The organism is Sediminibacterium sp. (assembly GCF_030695065.1).
Classification (GTDB): domain Bacteria; phylum Bacteroidota; class Bacteroidia; order Chitinophagales; family Chitinophagaceae; genus Sediminibacterium.
The window spans coordinates 378,270-397,172 of record NZ_JAUYTR010000016.1 but is presented as its reverse complement, the minus strand read 5'-3'; the positions used below and the strand labels follow the sequence as shown (position 1 = coordinate 397,172).

General features: G+C 37.2%; 18 protein-coding genes. 10 read left to right on the top strand and 8 right to left on the bottom strand.

Annotated features, from left to right (window positions below; translation table 11 throughout):
• On the top strand, window positions 1-1,026 hold the full coding sequence (locus Q8S25_RS08635; RefSeq protein WP_305536794.1) for a type IX secretion system membrane protein PorP/SprF: 1,026 nt from the start codon (window positions 1-3) through the stop codon (window positions 1,024-1,026).
• A 1-nt stretch (window position 1,027) separates the two neighbouring features.
• Here Q8S25_RS08635 and Q8S25_RS08630 read toward each other — a convergent pair whose 3' ends face one another.
• From Q8S25_RS08630 to Q8S25_RS08620, 3 genes are read right to left on the bottom strand one after another with little or no spacing between them, the layout of a single operon-like run.
• Window positions 1,028-1,516, bottom strand: coding sequence for a GNAT family N-acetyltransferase (locus Q8S25_RS08630; RefSeq protein WP_305536792.1), 489 nt, complete (start codon window positions 1,514-1,516; stop codon window positions 1,028-1,030).
• Between the two features lies 1 nt (window position 1,517).
• Window positions 1,518-3,185 (bottom strand): glucose-6-phosphate isomerase, encoded by a 1,668-nt coding sequence (gene pgi, locus Q8S25_RS08625; protein ID WP_305536790.1) that lies wholly within the window; start codon window positions 3,183-3,185, stop codon window positions 1,518-1,520.
• Between the two features lie 43 nt (window positions 3,186-3,228).
• Window positions 3,229-4,245: a low specificity L-threonine aldolase gene (locus Q8S25_RS08620; protein WP_305536788.1), complete on the bottom strand. Its 1,017-nt coding sequence runs from the start codon at window positions 4,243-4,245 to the stop codon at window positions 3,229-3,231.
• 188 nt (window positions 4,246-4,433) lie between these two features.
• On the opposite strand from Q8S25_RS08620, the gene Q8S25_RS08615 reads away from it, so the two are divergent.
• From Q8S25_RS08615 to Q8S25_RS08590, 6 genes are all read left to right on the top strand, one after another.
• Complete coding sequence (locus Q8S25_RS08615) at window positions 4,434-5,291, top strand: RNA polymerase sigma factor RpoD/SigA (protein ID WP_026751778.1); 858 nt, start codon at window positions 4,434-4,436, stop codon at window positions 5,289-5,291.
• 109 nt (window positions 5,292-5,400) lie between these two features.
• Window positions 5,401-6,276 (top strand): DUF4249 domain-containing protein, encoded by an 876-nt coding sequence (locus tag Q8S25_RS08610; RefSeq protein WP_305536785.1) that lies wholly within the window; start codon window positions 5,401-5,403, stop codon window positions 6,274-6,276.
• Window positions 6,277-6,285: 9 nt separating this feature from the next.
• Window positions 6,286-7,230 carry a thioredoxin-disulfide reductase gene (gene trxB, locus Q8S25_RS08605; protein ID WP_305536783.1) on the top strand — a complete coding sequence of 315 codons (945 nt, stop codon included), beginning with the start codon at window positions 6,286-6,288 and terminating at the stop codon, window positions 7,228-7,230.
• Between the two features lie 3 nt (window positions 7,231-7,233).
• Window positions 7,234-7,608 (top strand): dihydroneopterin aldolase, encoded by a 375-nt coding sequence (gene folB / locus Q8S25_RS08600; RefSeq protein WP_305536781.1) that lies wholly within the window; start codon window positions 7,234-7,236, stop codon window positions 7,606-7,608.
• On the top strand, window positions 7,598-8,359 hold the full coding sequence (locus tag Q8S25_RS08595; RefSeq protein WP_305536779.1) for a lipopolysaccharide assembly protein LapB: 762 nt from the start codon (window positions 7,598-7,600) through the stop codon (window positions 8,357-8,359). The genes folB and Q8S25_RS08595 overlap by 11 nt, the downstream gene beginning before the upstream one ends.
• 9 nt (window positions 8,360-8,368) lie before the next feature.
• Complete coding sequence (locus Q8S25_RS08590) at window positions 8,369-8,626, top strand: acyl-CoA-binding protein (RefSeq protein WP_305536777.1); 258 nt, start codon at window positions 8,369-8,371, stop codon at window positions 8,624-8,626.
• Here Q8S25_RS08590 and Q8S25_RS08585 read toward each other — a convergent pair.
• Window positions 8,623-9,978 carry an MATE family efflux transporter gene (locus Q8S25_RS08585; RefSeq protein ID WP_305536775.1) on the bottom strand — a complete coding sequence of 452 codons (1,356 nt, stop codon included), beginning with the start codon at window positions 9,976-9,978 and terminating at the stop codon, window positions 8,623-8,625. The genes Q8S25_RS08590 and Q8S25_RS08585 overlap by 4 nt on opposite strands.
• A gap of 92 nt (window positions 9,979-10,070) precedes the next feature.
• Here Q8S25_RS08585 and Q8S25_RS08580 point away from each other — a divergent pair, with 92 nt between their 5' ends.
• A complete protein-coding gene (locus tag Q8S25_RS08580; RefSeq protein WP_305536773.1) occupies window positions 10,071-10,913 on the top strand; it encodes a DUF3822 family protein in 843 nt (280 codons plus the stop codon).
• The gene (locus tag Q8S25_RS08575; protein WP_305536771.1) at window positions 10,910-11,452 is read left to right on the top strand and encodes an RsmD family RNA methyltransferase; all 543 of its coding nucleotides are present in this window, start codon (window positions 10,910-10,912) and stop codon (window positions 11,450-11,452) included. The genes Q8S25_RS08580 and Q8S25_RS08575 overlap by 4 nt, the downstream gene beginning before the upstream one ends.
• Here Q8S25_RS08575 and Q8S25_RS08570 read toward each other — a convergent pair whose 3' ends face one another.
• The 4 genes from Q8S25_RS08570 to Q8S25_RS08555 form a co-directional block, all read right to left on the bottom strand.
• Window positions 11,453-12,193 (bottom strand): DUF2490 domain-containing protein, encoded by a 741-nt coding sequence (locus Q8S25_RS08570; RefSeq protein WP_305536769.1) that lies wholly within the window; start codon window positions 12,191-12,193, stop codon window positions 11,453-11,455. It lies immediately after the preceding gene.
• Complete coding sequence (locus Q8S25_RS08565) at window positions 12,175-13,935, bottom strand: dihydrolipoamide acetyltransferase family protein (RefSeq protein WP_305536767.1); 1,761 nt, start codon at window positions 13,933-13,935, stop codon at window positions 12,175-12,177. The genes Q8S25_RS08570 and Q8S25_RS08565 overlap by 19 nt, the downstream gene beginning before the upstream one ends.
• A 95-nt stretch (window positions 13,936-14,030) precedes the next feature.
• A complete protein-coding gene (locus tag Q8S25_RS08560; RefSeq protein ID WP_305536765.1) occupies window positions 14,031-15,287 on the bottom strand; it encodes a competence/damage-inducible protein A in 1,257 nt (418 codons plus the stop codon).
• A 10-nt stretch (window positions 15,288-15,297) separates the two neighbouring features.
• Window positions 15,298-15,714, bottom strand: a complete 417-nt coding sequence (locus tag Q8S25_RS08555; RefSeq protein WP_305536763.1) for a thioesterase family protein — start codon at window positions 15,712-15,714, stop codon at window positions 15,298-15,300.
• 153 nt (window positions 15,715-15,867) lie between these two features.
• Here Q8S25_RS08555 and Q8S25_RS08550 point away from each other — a divergent pair, with 153 nt between their 5' ends.
• Window positions 15,868-18,900 carry a tetratricopeptide repeat protein gene (locus Q8S25_RS08550; protein ID WP_305536761.1) on the top strand — a complete coding sequence of 1,011 codons (3,033 nt, stop codon included), beginning with the start codon at window positions 15,868-15,870 and terminating at the stop codon, window positions 18,898-18,900.
• Window positions 18,901-18,903 lie beyond the last annotated feature (3 nt).

The window sequence follows — 18,903 nt, the reverse complement described above, 5'->3', positions numbered from 1 at the left end:
ATGAGGAGCAAGGGATACTTTTTATTGATGTTGATTGGTATGGTTGTAGTGGCCCAGGCACAACAACGGCCTTATTATACGCAGTACATCATGAACAATTATATCATCAATCCTGCCGTTGCAGGTATTGAGAATTATTGGGATGTAAAAGCCAGTCATCGGGTTCAATGGGTGGGATTGCAAGATGCTCCTGTAACTACTTATATTACTGCACATGGTCGGCTAAAAAAAGACCCCTATCAAAGTTCCACCGCAACAGGGTTTAGGGCAAAGGGGCTGAATCCAAGGGGAGAAGCTTACTGGAGAGATTATACCGCCGCCGAACCTCATCATGGTGTGGGCTTTACCATGCTGAATGATAAAACAGGTCCTTTAAATAGATTTGCTGCATATGGTACCTATTCTTATCATTTGGGATTATCACCCACAACTAACTTATCGGCCGGTATTTCTGCAGGCTTTACCAATCTTAGTTTAGATGCTTCTAAACTCAATTTTGGCAATACTACGGTAGATCCTGCAGTGGCTTCTAGTGGAGTCATTAATCGATTAAAACCAGATATTAGTGCAGGTCTTTGGTTGTACTCAAAAAATTATTTTATTGGGTTGGCTGCACAGCAAATTATTCCGCAGAATGTGGCTTTTTCAGACAATACGGTAACCTTAACCAAAGGGAAATTAGTTCCTCATTTATTCTTAAGCGCTGGATACCGATTGAGTTTATCGGACGATTTTAATTTACTTCCCTCAATGCTTATTCGATACATTAGTCCTTTACCCTTGGGTTTTGATATTAATGCCAAATTACAATACCAAGATTTTTTATGGGCTGGAACTTCATACCGTTACCAAGATGGTTTTGCAGCAATGGTTGGATTGAATTTAAGTAATACGCTGAACATTGGCTATTCCTACGATATTCAAACTTCTCGCATTAATACCATCAGCAGAGGAACCCATGAAATCTTGATTGGGTTTTTATTGGGTAATAGATATGGAGACTGGTGCCCCACCAAATTGTGGTAATTTAAAGCGGCCGAATCATCCAGATATCACAACCATTGTGTCCTGAATTTCCCATTGGTCCATTTAGATAGGTAAAGCCAAACTGTTCGTACACTTTTACTGCTTTCTTTAATTCTGGCATGGTTTCTAAATATACTTGAGTATAGCCTTTTTGCTTTGCAGCAGCTAATACAAAGTCAATCATTTTTCTACCTAAACCCATGCCACGAGCTGCTGCATTTAAATACATTTTTACCAATTCACAAGTACCTGTCGGCAATCCTTCAGTAGGAAAGTAGCCTGCGCCACCTACAATTACGCCTTCTTGTAATGCAATGAAATAACCACTTTGGGGTTCTGCTTTAAAGAGTTCATATAAATGATCGGTGGTGTCGTCGTAAAATACCGTACCTGGCTTATTTGCTCCAAATTCAGTTAATGCTGTTCTGATAATAGTAGCAATGGCTTTATTGTCAGCTGGTTCAATAGGCCTAATAATAATATTCTCCATATTATGCTTGCGCTGCTTTTCTAAATTCTTTAAAGCTATTGATTAACCCATTTGTAGAAGCATCATGTTCATTTACAGGGGTTTCACTGGTTAATTCTGGTAAAATTTTATTGGCTAATTCTTTGCCCAATTCTACTCCCCATTGGTCGTAACTAAAAATATTCCAAAGTACGCCCTGTACAAATATTTTATGCTCGTATAATGCAATCAATAACCCAAGCGTAGTTGGATCAATTTGCTTAACTAAAATGGAATTGGTTGGTTTATTGCCTGCAAATACTTTAAAAGGACTCAGCTTTTTTATCTCGTCTTCTTTTTTATTGGCTTTCATTAATTCCACTTTCACTTCATTCTCACTCTTGCCATTCATTAATGCTTCTGTTTGTGCAAAAAAGTTAGACATCAATTTTACATGGTGGTCGCCAATTGGATTTTGTGAAAGGGCAGGGGCAATAAAATCACAAGGAATCAATGGAGTGCCTTGGTGAATCAATTGATAAAATGCATGTTGTCCATTGGTGCCTGGTTCTCCCCAAATAACTGGTCCAGTAGCATAGTTAACAGGGTTCCCATTTCTATCGATACTCTTACCATTGCTTTCCATATTTCCTTGTTGAAAATAGGCTGCAAATCGATGCATGTATTGATCATAAGGCAAAATGGCTTCACTTTGTGCTCCAAAGAAATTGGTGTACCAAATGCCCAATAAAGCCATAATTACTGGAATATTATTATTGTGTTTTTCTGTTCTAAAATGCTCATCTGCTTTGTATGCCCCTTTGAGTAAATTGTCGAAATGGTCGTATCCAATGGTAAGTGCAATAGACAAACCAATAGCACTCCATAAAGAATACCTGCCACCAACCCAATCCCAAAATTCAAACATATTGGCTTTGTCTATACCAAATGCGGTAACTGCTTTTTCATTGGTACTTAATGCGGCAAAATGTTTAGCAATATGTGCTTCGTCTTTGGCAAATTCTAGAAACCAGTTTCTTGCACTATATGCATTGGTCATGGTTTCCTGTGTTGTGAAAGTTTTAGATGCAACTAAAAACAAGGTTTCTTCTGCATTTACTTTTTTTAAGGTTTCTGCTATATGTGTGCCATCTACATTACTAACAAAATAAGTTTGAATACCTTCTACCCAATACGGTTTTAGCGCTTCCGTAACCATAACTGGCCCCAAATCACTGCCTCCAATGCCTATATTGACAATATACTTGATTGGTTTTCCTGTATAGCCTTTCCAATCTCCACTATGAATGGTTTTGCAAAATGCAGCCATTTGAGCCTGCACTTTTTTTATTTTGGGCATAATGTCTTTTCCATCTACCAAAATAGGGGTGTCCGAAAAATTCCTAAGCGCAGTATGCAACACAGAACGGTTCTCGGTTTCATTAATTTTGATACCTGCAAATTGATCGTGAATAGCATCTGTTAATTTGCATTCTTCTGCCAGTTGCAACAAGAGTTGCATGGTTCTTGGGTTGATAATATTTTTAGAGTAATCAAAAACCAAATTGTCTAAACAAAGCGAAAATTTTTGAAATCTTTCTGGATCTGCTGCAAAAAGGTCTCTCATATGCCTTCTGCTCATTTCGTCTTCGTAATGTTTCTTTAATAAAAACCAGGCTTGTGTTGTTGTAGGATTAATTCTCGGTAGCATATATTGGTATATCAGCAGTTCAATTTTTGGGGCACAAAGTTACCTAAAGGGATTCAATCTCCCTAATGGTTTGCTTCACCATTTCTTCGGTAATGTCTAAATGCGTAACAATTCTAACCTGTGTAGGGCTCATTGCTATGGTTAATATGCCTTTGCTTGCTAATATTCCAACCAATTCTTTTGCAGTGAATCGTCCTTTCACTTCAAATAGGATAATATTGGTCTCCACTGGTGGAATCATACCTACAAAGTCTTTTTTCTTTAAAGCCTCTACAATCAGTGCCGCATGTGTATGGTCTTGTTCTAGTCTGGTTACTTGGTGTTTGAGTGCGTACAATGCGCCAGCTGCTAAATAACCAGCCTGCCTCATTCCACCCCCAAAAACCTTTCTGGTTCTTCTAGCTTTTCTAATAAAATTGTTGGTTCCCAATAGCACACTCCCTACAGGTGCGCCCAAACCTTTGCTTAAACAAACCGAAATGGAATCAAATACTTTTCCATATTGTTCTGGACTTTCTTTCTTGGCTACTATTGCATTAAATAAGCGTGCACCGTCTAAATGTAAACTTAAATTATTATTTAAACAAACTGCCTTAATTAATTGAATATCATTGAAATCATAGCAAGTTCCGCCTCCTCTATTGGCAGTGTTTTCTAAACTCACCAACCGGCTTAAAGGCCTGTGCACATCGTCTTTATTGTTAATAGCCGCAGCTACTTGGTTGGCAGTTAAACGGCCAAAATTGCCTTGTAATAATTGAACAGACGCCCCTGAATTAGAGGCAATTCCACCCCCTTCGTATAAGTATACATGGGAGAGGGCATCGCAAATTACTTCGTCACCAGGTTGGGTATGACAGCGTATGGCAATTTGATTGGTCATGGTTCCGCTTGGACAGAAAAGGGCAGATTCCATCCCAAATAACTCTGCACTGTATTGCTCTAACTCATTTATACTAGGGTCTTCTCCAAAAACATCATCACCCACTGGCGCAGCATGCATGGCTGCCAGCATTGGGGCTGTTGGTTTAGTAACTGTATCCGATCTAAAATCTATCATAATCAGCAATTTGCACAAATAAGCTTGATTTTCATTGAATTACCAAGTTTTTTACACTTAAAAGACTGAATTTCATTGTAAAATCGTATCTTTGTAGTTTCCGTAAGTTTTGGAGAATTATACCTTTTTATGTGGTTTTATAACAAATTGGGTATTCTACTCGTTATCTAAAAAAGCAACAGTACAACATGAGGCAACTCAAGATCGCAACCCAGATTACCAACAGAGATTCGCAAGCAGTAGAGAAGTATTTACAAGAGATTTCCAAAATTCCAATGATCAACCCCGAAGAGGAAACTACTTTGGCGCAGAAGATTAAAATGGGTGATCAAAGAGCGTTGGATAAATTGGTGCAAGCCAACTTACGTTTCGTAGTCTCTGTAGCAAAACAATACCAACACCAAGGTTTATCATTGAGTGACCTTATTAACGAAGGAAATTTAGGTTTAATTAAAGCTGCTCAACGTTTTGATGAAACCAAGGGTTTCAAATTCATTTCATATGCAGTATGGTGGATTCGTCAATCTATTTTACAAGCATTAGCAGAACAAGGTCGTTTGGTGCGTTTGCCACAAAATAAAATTGGTACTTACAATAAGGCCAATAAAGCGTACATGGCATTTGAGCAAGAGCATGAACGCGAACCTTCTACTGAAGAGTTGGCAGAGATTTTAGAAATGAGCGAAACAGAAATCAACAATATTTTCCAAAGTAATACCAGACATACTTCATTGGACGCTCCTGTACATGAAGCAGAAGATGTGGCAATGGGTGACTTATTGGAAGGCTCTGACGACACCGATGAAGATGTAATGAAAGATTCATTAAGAGAAGAAATTCGTCGCGTATTAAAATCGCTAAGCCCAAGAGAAGCCGAAATTGTGAATGCTTATTTTGGACTAGATGGCGAGAACGGAGTTACTATTGAACAAATAGGGATGAAGTACGACCTTACCAAAGAAAGAATTAGACAAATTAAAGAGCGAGCTATAAAGCGTTTACAGAAAGCACGTTATAGCAATGCACTTAAAGCATATTTGGGTTAATATTTCAGCCTCCGAATAGGGATATTCGAGAGGCCATTTTATTGAAAGCGCTCCGAAAAAATCGGGGCGTTTTTTTTAATCTTTTTTTCCGAAACGTTGTTATAATAAAATGCGCAGAGTAACTATTATATTAGGGATATTATTTTTGATGGCTTGTGAAAAAGATATTCAAATTGAGCCCGCACAAAACCAAGCCAAAATGGTGGTGGATGCTGAAATTGAAAATGGACAAGCGCCCATTGTAGTACTGTCTACCTCTCTCAACTATTTTTCTACTATTGATACTGCAACGCTTTTTGCCTCTTTTATTAAGGATGCAAAAGTGCAAATTAACAATGGAACTAAAACGGTTACGCTACAAGTAAACGAATTGCGATTTCCACAGGGTGGTCGCTATGTTTTCTATACAACACCGCTAAATGATCCCATGTTGGGTGAAACAGGTAAAACTTACCAGCTAAGCATTGAACACCAAGGACAACAATATCAATCAACTACTACTATACCATTAATTACTAAAACCATTGACAGCCTTTGGTCTAAGCGAGTGGCCAACAGGCCCAATACCGATAGCTTTAGGGTTTTGATGGCTCGCATTATTGATCCACCAGGATTGGGCAATTATATTCGATACTTTACCAAAGTGAATAACCAACCATTTTTCCCGGGCTTTAATAGCGCATTTGACGATGCCATCATAGATGGTAAAACATACAATATAGACATAGATAAGGGCGTAGATAAAAACCAACCATTTGAAAGAGAGAACTATGGCTTTTTTAAAATAGGAGATACGGTAACCGTTAAGTTAGCCAATATAGATAAAGCTTCCTATACATTTTGGCGAACATGGGAATTTGCCTTCCAATCAATTGGGAACCCATTCTCTTCGCCAGGGGTAGTTAAAGGCAATATCAGCAACGGAGCATTGGGTGCTTTTTGTGGATATGGTTCTCAATACAAAACTTACATTTGTAAAGATTAATTCAACATTATGGAACAAGGAACAATAGAGAAAGTATCGGTTTTGATTATAGGGTCAGGGCCTGCTGGTTATACTGCAGCAATTTATGCAGCAAGAGCAAATATGAAACCCGTTTTATACCAAGGGATACAACCTGGTGGGCAGCTTACTATTACCACAGAAGTAGAGAATTATCCTGGTTACCCAGAAGGTATTCAAGGACCTGAAATGATGGTACATTTTGAAAAACAAGCCAGCAGAATGGGTGCCGATATTCGTTATGGATTGGCTACAAAAGTAGATTTCAGCAGTACGCCGCATAAGGTTTGGATTGATGAAGAAAAAGAGATTCATGCAGATACTGTTATTATTAGTACAGGTGCTTCTGCTAAGTGGTTGGGCATTCCTAGTGAAGAGCGATTGAATGGATATGGAGTGAGTGCCTGTGCAGTTTGTGATGGTTTTTTCTTTAAAGGGAAAGAAGTTGCAATTATTGGTGCAGGTGATACAGCAGCAGAAGAAGCTATTTACTTAAGCAAGCTTTGTACGCAAGTGCATATGATTGTTCGTAGAGATCAAATGCGTGCAAGTAAAGTGATGCAAGACCGTGTGTTGAATTCTCCTAATATTAAAGTGTATTGGAATTCAGAAACAGATGAAATTTTAGGAGACAAAAAAGTAGAAGCCGTTAGAATCAAGAACAATAAAACGGGGGATACACTAGAAATTCCAGTAAGTGCATTCTTTGTGGCAATTGGTCATCAGCCCAATAGTGCCATTTTTAAAGATTATGTAGATATGGACGAAACAGGCTATATCTTAACAGTGCCAGGTACCACCAAAACCAATGTGGCAGGGGTTTTTGCTGCTGGTGATGTGCAAGATAAAAACTATCGTCAAGCTGTTACAGCAGCAGGCAGTGGCTGCATGGCTGCTTTAGATGCCGAACGATATTTAACTTCTATAGGTCACTAAAACATGAGCAAAGCGAGCATTCATTTAAATGATTTACATTTTTTTGCTTACCATGGATTATACAAGGAAGAGCAGGTATTGGGTAATGAGTTTATCATAAATATTGAAGTGGGTTTTACACCCATTCAGTTTCCTATTTTACATATAGCAGACACCATTAATTATGCTTTAGTGTATGAATTGGTAAAAAAGCGCATGCAAATTGCAACTCCTTTATTAGAAACCATTGCTTCTGAAATTGCAAACGAAATTTTGGCACAGTTTTCTCTAGCTGAATATGTAGTTATTTCTATTAATAAGTTAAAACCACCCATTGCTCAGTTTGTGGGCAGTTTAGGGGTTTCTTTAAAAGTGAATAGAGCCGATTATGAAAATTAGATTTGCTTTTATTATTGTGATTTTTTGTAGTTGGATTGGGGCTGCCTTTTCTCAAGACATTGCTATATTAGCTAAAGAGGCTGAGAATATAGAACGTCAGTTAAAAGAACCAGAGGCACTCGCCAAATACAAACAAATATTGATGCTAGAACCCAGCAATATCAAATATTTGGTTAAAGCAACAGAATTGGAAATAGCCATAGGCGGTAGAGAAAAGGATGAAAATAATAAACGTTTGTATTTTGAATCGGCTATGTCTTATGCGCAGCGTGCACTAAAAGCAGATCCTAATAATGCCGACGCCAATTATGCAATGGCAACTGTTTCTGGTAAAATGACCGACTTAGATATAGAAAATAAAAAGATAGTAGCGTTTGTGAAAGACGTAAAAGAATTCGCCGACAAAGCATTAAGCATTAATGCCAATCATGCAAGAGCCAATTATACATTGGGCAAATGGCATTATGAAATGGTTACATTGTCTGGGCTTAAAAAAGCTGCGGTAAAATTATTTTATGGAGGCTTGCCAAATGGAGATATAGAAAAAGCCATATTATATATGGAAAAATCTAGAACCTTAGAGCCCTATTTTGTTACCAATCAATTAGATTTAGCTAAAGCGTATAAAGAAAATAGACAGCCCTCAAAAGCTATTGAGGTATTAGAGAAGTTGGTTAAAATGCCCAATCGTTCTTTTAATGATATTGCTTTAAAAGCAGAGGGCGCCAAACTATTAGCATCATTACAATAAAACCACCATATGAGCTTACAAGATTTATTTTTAGAAGCAGTTGCCAACAGCAAAACATTGTCTGAAAAGCCAGATAACGAAACTTTGTTAAAACTTTATTCATTGTACAAGCAAGCTACCGAGGGCGATAACAAAGAAGAAGGTCCAGCCAATATGTTTGACTTTGTTGCAAAGTTTAAGCACGAAGCATGGGCAAAATTGCAGGGTATTACCAAGGATGATGCAATGCAGCAATACATTGATTTAGTGCAACAATTAAAAGGTTAGATCTTAATTTTTTTCCAACGATTGCTGGTGATATACCAGAATGAAGGAATAAACATAATGGACCAATACAACCATTCGCTTGCCCATCCCCATGTGATGGGCAAGTTCATTTTTTCTAAAACGATGTATACGTAAACCAAGTAAAAAATAATTGTTGCTACTTCTGTAAACAAATTCATTTTAGAATTTCCTGTTCCCGTAACTGCATTAACCCAAACTGTTGCAGCAGACATCATAATCATTGCTACAGATACTACTCTTAGCACAGGAATTCCAGCTTGTATAAAGTCTTCGCCTTGTCCATATATGCCAAGGAATGCCCTTGGAAATACATTCAAGAATATAAATACTATACAAGCGAAGCCCATACTCCATTTAAGAATCCTATAAATTAAAGGAATCACTTCTTCTTTTCTTCCCTGACCAATTACGTTGCTCACCATGGTATTGGTGGTGGCGGCAAATGCCCAAGTAAAACAACCAAAGAATCCAAAAAGGTTTCGCATGGTATTAGAAACCGCAAGGTCTCTAGCACCATGGTGTTCAATCAAAATATAAAAGTATTCCCAGCTCATGATACTGATGACATGTTGCAGTATAAGCGGATATGATTGATTTAATATGAGCCTGATATAAGAGAATTGATAAGCAACTTTGTTAAATAAATTAATTTTTTTACTCATCCCATTAAATCGAATGACCAAAAAAACGGCCAATAAGCCAGCACCTTCTGCAATAATGGAAGCATAAGCGGCCCCATTAAATCCTAAATTAGGCATGCCCAATTTGCCATATATTAAGCCATAGTCAAAAACGATATTGATGATGGCTTCTGTAGCTGTACCTAGTACCAATAATTTACTTTGATTAATTCCTACCAATAACGCATTGCGCATTTGATAAATATAGAGTAGGGGCAAACCCCAAATTCGAATATGCAAAAACTGCACTGCCATGTCAATACCTTCCTGATCGTGCAAAGACCATTGCAATACCATTGGTGCAACAAACCAAGTAGTTAAGATGCCAAAGACTGCAAAGAACATAGCTATTCTTACCCCATGCCAAAAGAGGATTCCAATTTCATCTATTCTATTTTCACCAGCCCTTCTAGATATTAAAGCCTGTAATCCATTGTTCAATCCATTCCCAATCACTGCAAACATTAAGTAATAAACGCCGGTAATGCCTGCAATCCCTAATTCTTTCTGCCCCAATCCTCCTAAGAAAATATTGTTGGTAATAAAGTTGATTTGTGGAACAACAATAGATGCCGATATGGGCAAAGCAATACGAAGGATGGCTTTATTCCCTGTATTTACTTGAAGATTGAGAGGCGAAAGATTGCTCATATTGGGCAGCGAAGTTAGTAAAATGAGTGCTCATAATATCTTCGCTCTCCGTTAATGCTTTTTTATATATTATTGCAACGTAATTAAGATGAATGGCAAGGAAAAAAGCAGGATTTTACAATGAGGATCCCATCAGTGGATCTGCTTTTCAGCTCATCATAGAATTGGATGAGCAGGAAATGCGTTGCATGTCTAAATCAGTAGACAATGGAACCATTGTAGCTTTTGAGTATTTTAGTCTAGATAAAGATCAAACAGAAGATTGGAACGATATTTTTTATGAAATCAAAACCATTTCTAAACTGTTTAATAAAACCTTTAAACAGGTTACTTGTTTTTTCTGTACGCCAGAATCAATTTTAGTTCCCGAGAAATTTTTAACTGCAACATCTGCAGAAGATTACTTGAACCTAATTTATGGTGAAAGTAGTAGGATGGAAGTAAAGTATGAGAAACTGATTGCCACTAGAAGTTTCATTAATACTTATCGAATAAAGAAGTCGTTGGCAGAATTATTGACTAGACAGTTTATTATTTTTCAAACATCACATGTTTATACTTCTTTGTTAAACGATGTAATGAATAGGCGGAAGAATGAGGAGCAATTGGTGAAATTGCAATTTTATCATGGACATTTTATCATGGCCATTTTTAAAGATGCAAAAATTCAAATGATTCAAACATTCTCTTTTAAAATTGCGGAAGATGCAGTTTATTATATCATCCGAGGAGCACAACAGTTTGGAATAAATACGGAGTTTGCTATTGTTGAGCTAAGTGGCATGATCGATTTAAATACCGAATTATACTTGCAATTAAAAAAAGTATACGAGAATATAGAAATTGATTCCATGGAAGCCAATGGAATAATGTTTGAAGTTAATAAAGAATATGCGCATCATTATTTTGCGCCATTTTTTAAATTGGCACTATGAGAATAATATCAGGAAAATGGGGTGGAAGAAGGATTAGTCCCCCAGCCAATATGCCATATACCCGACCTACAACCGATATAGCAAAAGAGGGATTGTTCAATATCTTGCAAAACAGGATGAGCTTTGATGGTATAGAAACCCTTGATTTATTTGGAGGAACTGGATGCATTAGTTATGAACTCGCGTCTAGAGGTGCAGAGCACCTGACTATTGTAGAGAAAGACCCCATTATGCATGCATTTATAGGCAAGAATGCCACCATGTTAGGGATGGAAAATGTTCAATTGCTAAAAATGGATGTATTTGCTTTTTTACAAAGTTGTACTAAGCAGTATGATTTTATTTTTGCAGGTCCTCCTTATGCCTTGGGTACCATTGATGAAATACCAAAGATAATTGTATCCAAAAAACTAATTGCCCCAGGTGGTTTTTTTGTTTTAGAACATACTCCTAGGAACGCTTATGAAAAAATGGAAGGGTTTTCTTTTGTAAGAAACTACGGTACAACCCTGTTTTCATTTTTTGAGCCAGCTGAATAATTAATCTACTGTCCCTATATTTTTTATTGTAGGATTTTTGCTTTTATTAAATGTGAATTGCAAACTGGTTTGTAAAAAGTTCTTGTATTGTGCCCTGTTTTGTGTAAAAAAGTCGGAACGATAAATCCAACCCATTTGAATACTTAACTGACTATTAAAATTGTATCCACCACCTAAATAATAGCGATTCTGTTCAAAAAATACCCCCTCGTTGTTCAAGTGAAATTCATTGGAAGTATTTACAAAGAAGGTCTTATTGGTGATTGTATTGTTATTTAATGGTACTATTGCGCTAATTCTGTACCTGAATCTATTTCTATATCCATTAGAAGTGTATCGTTGTTCTGCCCTTAGCCTATGTTCAATTCTAAATTGTTGTAAAGATTGGTTCCAAATTAATTGCTGCCAAATTCTGTTTTCACTAACTATAAATGGGGTTTTGAAATTATCATCCACTTGGTAAGTTATATATCTACCCGTTCCAACTAAAGCCGATAAACTAGGACTAATAGCATAACCTATTCCACCCTTTACTTCATGGTAATTAAAATGATCAAAAGTTTGTTGAGAGCGTAATTGCAATTCAATAAATGCAATCCATTTACTATTGTAATTGAAACGCCCAGTTAATACATTCCAAGTTCCTAGTCCAGGTGTTTGAGCCTTTAAATGAAGTAAGCCGCAATAAAAAACCCCGATAATTATCAGGGCTTTTTTAAGGTTTATAGGTAGTGAAACCATTGTTTATTTATATCCCATTTTTCAAATTCTTTGGCCACTTCCGTTAAAAAGCTGGCTCCAATACTTCCATCTACAATTCGATGGTCATAACTTAATGACAAGTACATCATATGTCTTATTGCAATGGTGTCTCCATCAGGACCTTCCATAACCATTGGACGTTTTTTGATAGCACCCACTGCCATGATAGCTACCTGTGGTTGACTAATAATTGGGGTTCCCATTAAACTACCGAATGTACCCACATTTGTTAATGTGAATGTACCACCAGTAGTATCTTCTGGTTTTAGTTTGGAATTTCTAGCAGCATCAGCTAAACCATTTACAGCTTTGCTTAAGCCAACTATATTCATTTGGTCGGCTCCTTTAATTACAGGAACAATTAAGTTTCCAGATGGTAATGCAGTAGCCATGCCAATATTGATGTCCTTTTTCAGAATGATTTTATCACCTTCTAAAGAGCAATTTATATAAGGGAAACGCTTAATTACATTGGCAATACATTCCACAAACATTGGAGTGAATGTAAGCTTAGTGCCTTCACGCTGTTCAAATTCATTTTTTACTTTTGTTCTCCACATTACCATATTGGTCACATCTGCTTCAGCAAAGCTGGTTACATGCGGACTTGTGTGTTTACTATCAACCATATGCTTAGCAATTAGCTTTCGCATACGATCCATTTCAATTATTTCAGTGGCACCTGTAACAGTTACCATGGATGGGTCTGAATACTTGCCTGAAGGCTGTGCAAATATCGCTTGTGGCGATGGTGGCATAGGTGCAGTATTAGCAACCACGTTTTGTTCAGGAAACCTAGTGCCAGATTTTATTATTGGCTCTGGTGCTGTATGATAGGTTGCTTGTGGTTCTGGAACAACAGGTACAATTGGTTCTTGGTAAACTGGAGCAATTGGCTGTGGTTGAACAGACACAGGAGCAGGTTCTTGCGCTACTACGGGAGGTGGTGCTACTGGAGTAGCTTCTGGTGCAACTACAGTTGGTTCAATTGGAGCAACTGGCTCTGTAGGCAAGGCAGGTTGTGGTATAGGTTGTTGCACTTGTTGTGGCGCAACAGGAGCAGCGTATTGTGGCGCTGCAGCATACACTGGAGCAGGCTGATAGGTAGGAACCCTTCCTGCTTTTTTATCTGCAACATATTGTAAAATATCTTTTTTAGAAACACGGCCATCATTGCCAGTTCCAGGTATTCTTTCTAATTCACTTAAGCTGATTCCTTCACTATTGGCAATATTCAACACCAATGGAGAATAGAATCGATTCGATGCAGGCTTAGCCATTAATTCAACCATTGGAGCACTTGGCGTATAAGGCACTTCAACCACTGGTGGAGGAATTACTGGAGTGGGAGCTGGTGCTGGTGGCGGTGGCGCTGCAACAACAACTGGTGCTTCAACTATAGGTGTAGGAGCAGGTGCAACAGGTGTTTCAACAATAGGAGCCGCTACAACTGGAGCAGGTGCAGGTGCACTTGCATTAGTAGCTGTTTCAACTCTTACAATTACGGTACCAATAGGTACAACATCGTTTACATTGTAAAGGATTTCAGTTATGGTTCCCTCTACTGTAGATGGAACTTCACTGTCTACTTTATCAGTAGCAATATCCAATACGGTTTCGTCTAACTTAACATGGTCGCCAACTTTCTTATGCCATTTAAGAATGGTAGCTTCCATAATACTTTCACCCAATTTGGGCATCACCAATTCAGCTATTGCCATATTGTACTACTGTTTAAAGCGGGTTAATAAGGTATAGTTAATATACGCAATCCACTACTAATCAACAAAGATAGTTGTTGATTCCGATTAAATAATCAACTATTATCCACAATCATAGCCCTCAACATATTCAATGCATTGATGGATGTTAGGTTGATATTTCGTTCTCTATCAAATCTAAACTGAAAGTGCTTAATAATTACGTTTTTTTTCGATGCTACAGCAATCCAAACAAGGCCTACTGCTTTTTCTTCTGTAGCCCCTCCAGGTCCCATGATGCCACTTACTGCAATGGCATAATCGGTACTCATTTTTTCTCTAACTGAAACCGCCATTTGCCTAACTGCTTCCTTGCTTACTGCACCCACTGTAATTAAGGTCTCATGGGGTACATCTAATAATTGTTCCTTTATTATATTGGCGTAAGAAATGATAGATCCAGTAAAGAAAGTGGATGACCCAGCATGCTTGCTAAGCAAGTGAGCAATATAACCTCCGGTACAACTTTCTGCAGTAGCTACCGTTTGATTTTTCTGTTTTAGTAAATTACCCACTACCATTTCCATGGGCTCATCTTTGTCGGTTACCAAATATTCTAAAACATTATTTTTCAGTTGATTAAACTGGTTATCTAATTCTTTATTTAAATCATCTTGATTGCTTCCCCAAGCGCTTAATCGAAGTCTAACCATTCCATAATTGGGCAAGTAGGCCAATTTAATATGATTGGGTAAAGCAGCTTCAAAGTGGTTGATTTGTTCAGCTAAAAAGGCTTCTCCAATACCAGCTGTTAATAAAGTACGGTGTTCAATAAATCCACTATTGAACCATTGGGCAGCCAATGGCATAACATGGTGTTGCATTATCCATTTCATTTCGTGTGGAACACCTGGCATGGCAATTACTTTTACATTGTTTTTGCTAAACAACATTCCTGGCGCAGTTCCTTTTTCGTTTTTCAATACGGTGCATACATCTGGTACTTGAGCTTGTAATGTATTTCGCTCTATCATTGGCCTTTTTAAAATATGCTGGAATATATGAGTCACATGGTCTAGGGTAGCCTGATCCATTACCATTTTCCCGCCAAAATAATCGCATAATAATGGCTTGGTGATATCATCTGCAGTGGGCCCTAATCCACCCGTGATTAGAACCAATGATGATTTTGAAATTGCCTCGTCAAGTGCTTGCCAAATATCTTCTCTGTTATCACCAACAGCCACTCTGTTTTTAACTTGTATGCCAGCTTTGTTTAGTTCTTGGGCTATCCAACTGCTATTGGTATCAATTACTTGACCAATCAGTAATTCGTCTCCGATGGTTATAATTGATGCGTATATTTTATTCATGAAAATGGGCTTATTGAATGGTAAAATAGGGGGCCAAAGTTGCTAAAAAATCTGCCGGCATTCCCATGCGTTTATTGGTAAGTGTATTGATAAAATAAAGGGTCACCTTCCCCGTTGTTAGTAATTTTTTTCTCTCGTTGTATACTTCATGTTCAAAACAAATTTCGTGTTGCGTTGGAAGTGATTTTAAAATGGTTTTGATGGTAATTAAATCATCATAATGCGCTGGCCTTAAAAATTTAGCTTCCATTGCCACAACGGGCATACGAACCCCCATTTCTTCCATTTGTTTATAGGTAAAACCCAAGGCCCTTATACATTCCGCTCTTCCAACTTCAAAGTATTGGGCATAATTGCCGTAATAAACAATATTCATCTGATCGGTCTCTGCATACCTAACCCTCACTGTTGTTAAATGTTCGTACATCCTTACAATTTGTTGACAAACTTACAACCTTATCCTGTTTTTCCACAAAAGGCATGTTTAACCAAGCATAACAGCGCCTCTGCATATCTTTAACAATGCTTTGCCACTTAATACCAACAAATAAAAAAATCTTTGCACTATATATTCCTGCCCATGTATAAAATAGTCGCGTTTATTATACTTACCTTTTTTGGTTTTTTCACATCGGTTCATTCTCAGGAAACAATGGAATGGTCTGATGCCGATGCAGCTTTTAAATCAGCGAAGCAATTGTATCAACAAGATCAATTTAGTTTGGCCTTCCCGGTTTTTAAAAGACTTTATAATAATGGAATTAAGAAAAGCAATATGCCTGTACAATTAATGGCAGATGCTCAATACTATTATATTATTTGCGGATTACAATTAGATGAAATTGGTGCTGCAGATTTAGCTAAAACTTTTGTTGAATTAGACAATCATTTAGCACATGTTCAAATGGTTTCATTTTATTTAGGTGAATATTATTACCAGCAAAAAGAATACAATAAGGCATTAACTTATTATGCAAAAAGCAATATTGTCAATTTAAATAACAGACAGATTGCTACTATGAAATTTCATCAAGGGTATGCCTATTTTATAAATCAAGACTTTGAAAATGCGAAGCCTTTGTTTAATACCATTAGACAAATGCCTGCAGATCCCAATTATATTGATGCCAATTATTATTATGGCTTTTTAGCATTTAGTGAAAAGTCTTATGAAACAGCTATTGAATGTTTTTTGATTGCCGAAACACATCCAGATTACCAACACGTGGTGCCATTTTACTTGACGGAGCTTTACTATTTTAGCGGCAATAGAGAAAAGGCTTTAACCTATGGGGAAAGCGCCATCAAAAGAAATGGGCAATATTACGATTTACAATTAAAGCAATTGGTAGGTCACTTATTGTTCGAAAAAAGAGAATTTGCACGTGCCTTACCTTATTTAGAAACTTATATTGCGTCTAGTGAAAAAGTAAGAAGGGAAGACTTATATGAGCTTTCTTATTGTTATTATGAAGCAAAGAATTGGAATAAAGCCATTCAAGGTTTTAAGCAAATAGGCGGGGCTTTAGATTCTTTGGAGCAAAACAGCATGTATTTACTAGCCGATGCCTATTTAAAGGTGAATGATTTGCAGAATGCAAGAAATGCATTTCAATTTTGTGCAGCCAATAACAGTAACCGGGTTCAAAAAGAAGTATCTAGTTTTCATTATGCTAAACTGTCTTATGAATTGGGTTATTTTGATATTGCTGTTAAAAGCTTTCAACAATTTGTAGCCCAGTATCCGCAATCAGGGTATGTAAACGAATCCAAAGAGTTATTGATAAGTACCCTTGCCAATACCAATAGTTTTAAAGATGCTTTGTCTCTATTTGAGTCGTTGCCCAATAAGTCGGCCAACGCTACTGCACTTTTGCCAAGACTCTTGTATGGTAGAACAGTTGAATTAATTAACGACCAGCAGTTAGATGCTGCTGAAATTTTATTAGATAAAATTTTAATGACGCCCAATAATACACCACAGTTGCCACTGGTTTATTTCTGGAAAGGAGAATTGAGTTACCGATCGGGCAAAATGGATGACGCCATTCAGTTTTTAACTCAGTATTTAAAAGCACCCATTAGAAATGGAGAGGTTAATCCCAGCAATGCCCGCTATAATTTGGCTTATGCGTATCTAAAAAAAGAAATGTATAAACAAGCTAAGGAGCAATACGAATTGGTGAATAAAAATCCTCATTCGGCCTTAAATAATGTGGAGAAAGATGCTGTTATTAGGGCTGCCGATTGCTGGTTTATGTTGAAAGAGTATAAGCAAGCATTGAATTTGTATGATCAAATTGTTCAATTGAATTGGATATCTGCTGATTATGCCACTTATCAAAAAGCCATTATTGCTGGTGCAACTAATAATCAAGCGCAGAAGTTGACTTTATTGCAATCGATACCTCAATTGTATCCAACTTCTATAATGTTGGCGCAATCAAGGCTTGAAATAGCTAATACCTATTTGGCCGATGAAGCTTTCGAAAAAGTAATTGATCCTTTAGAAGCGTTGCTTAATCAAAAAGACGCTGCTGCACTTTATCCAGTAGCTTACCAAAAATTGGGGATTGCTTATTTTAATTTGAATAAAAATGATGAGTCATTGAGCCAATTTAAACAGTTGGTGTCTAAGTATCCAAATAGTACTGAATCGGATGCTGCTGTTGAATACATTAGAAATATATTTATAGAACAGCAACAGCCATTGGCCTATATCCAATTTATGGAAACGAATGGGAAAACCATAGCTGGAAATGAAGCTGATTCAATTACGTATAAGTCTGCGTCTATTCGGTTTGAATTAAAAGATAATCAAGGAGCAGAAGCTGGATTTAGCACTTATCTCGCCAATTTCCCTCAAGGAAAATATGCAGTTGAAGCCAATTATTTTTTAGCAGAAATAAATCTATTACAGAAAAAAAATAGTGAAGCGCTTAAATATTATAAAGCAGTTGCTGCATTGTCTCCTAACAAATATGCGGAGCGAAGTACATTGCAGGCTGGTAGAATTTATTATTTTGACCTCCAAGACTACAACAATGCTTCTACTTATTATGCGCTATTAAAAACAATTGCCCTACAGCAGGAAAACAAGTTGGAAGCAATGCGGGGATTATTGCGTTGTCAGTACAAAACCCAACAATTTGCGCAAGCTGCTCCTAATGCCGCAGAATTGTTGTTGCAAAAAAGCATAGCCACCGATGACAGAGTAATGGCAGGATTCGTAATTGCAAAGAATGATCAAATGGATAAAAAATATCCGCAAGCACTTCAGGGGTTCCAATCGCTTTTACCATTGGGTAAATCTGAAATTACAGCGGAATCACAATATAGAGTTGGGGAACTATTATTGCAATTAGGCAAATTAGATGAAGCTGAAAAAGCATGTTTTGAAGTAATTAAAAAGTACGGATCTTATACCTTTTGGGTAACTAAGAGTTACTTATTAGTTGGAGATATTTACTTAAACCAGAAAGATTATTTTAATGCGGAAGCTACTTTTAAAAGTGTGGCAGATAATGCTGAATTAGAAGAGCTTAAAAAAGAAGCTGCAGCTAAGCTGGCTTTAGTAATAGCCGAGAAGGAAAAAAATAATAAAGTACAATAATAT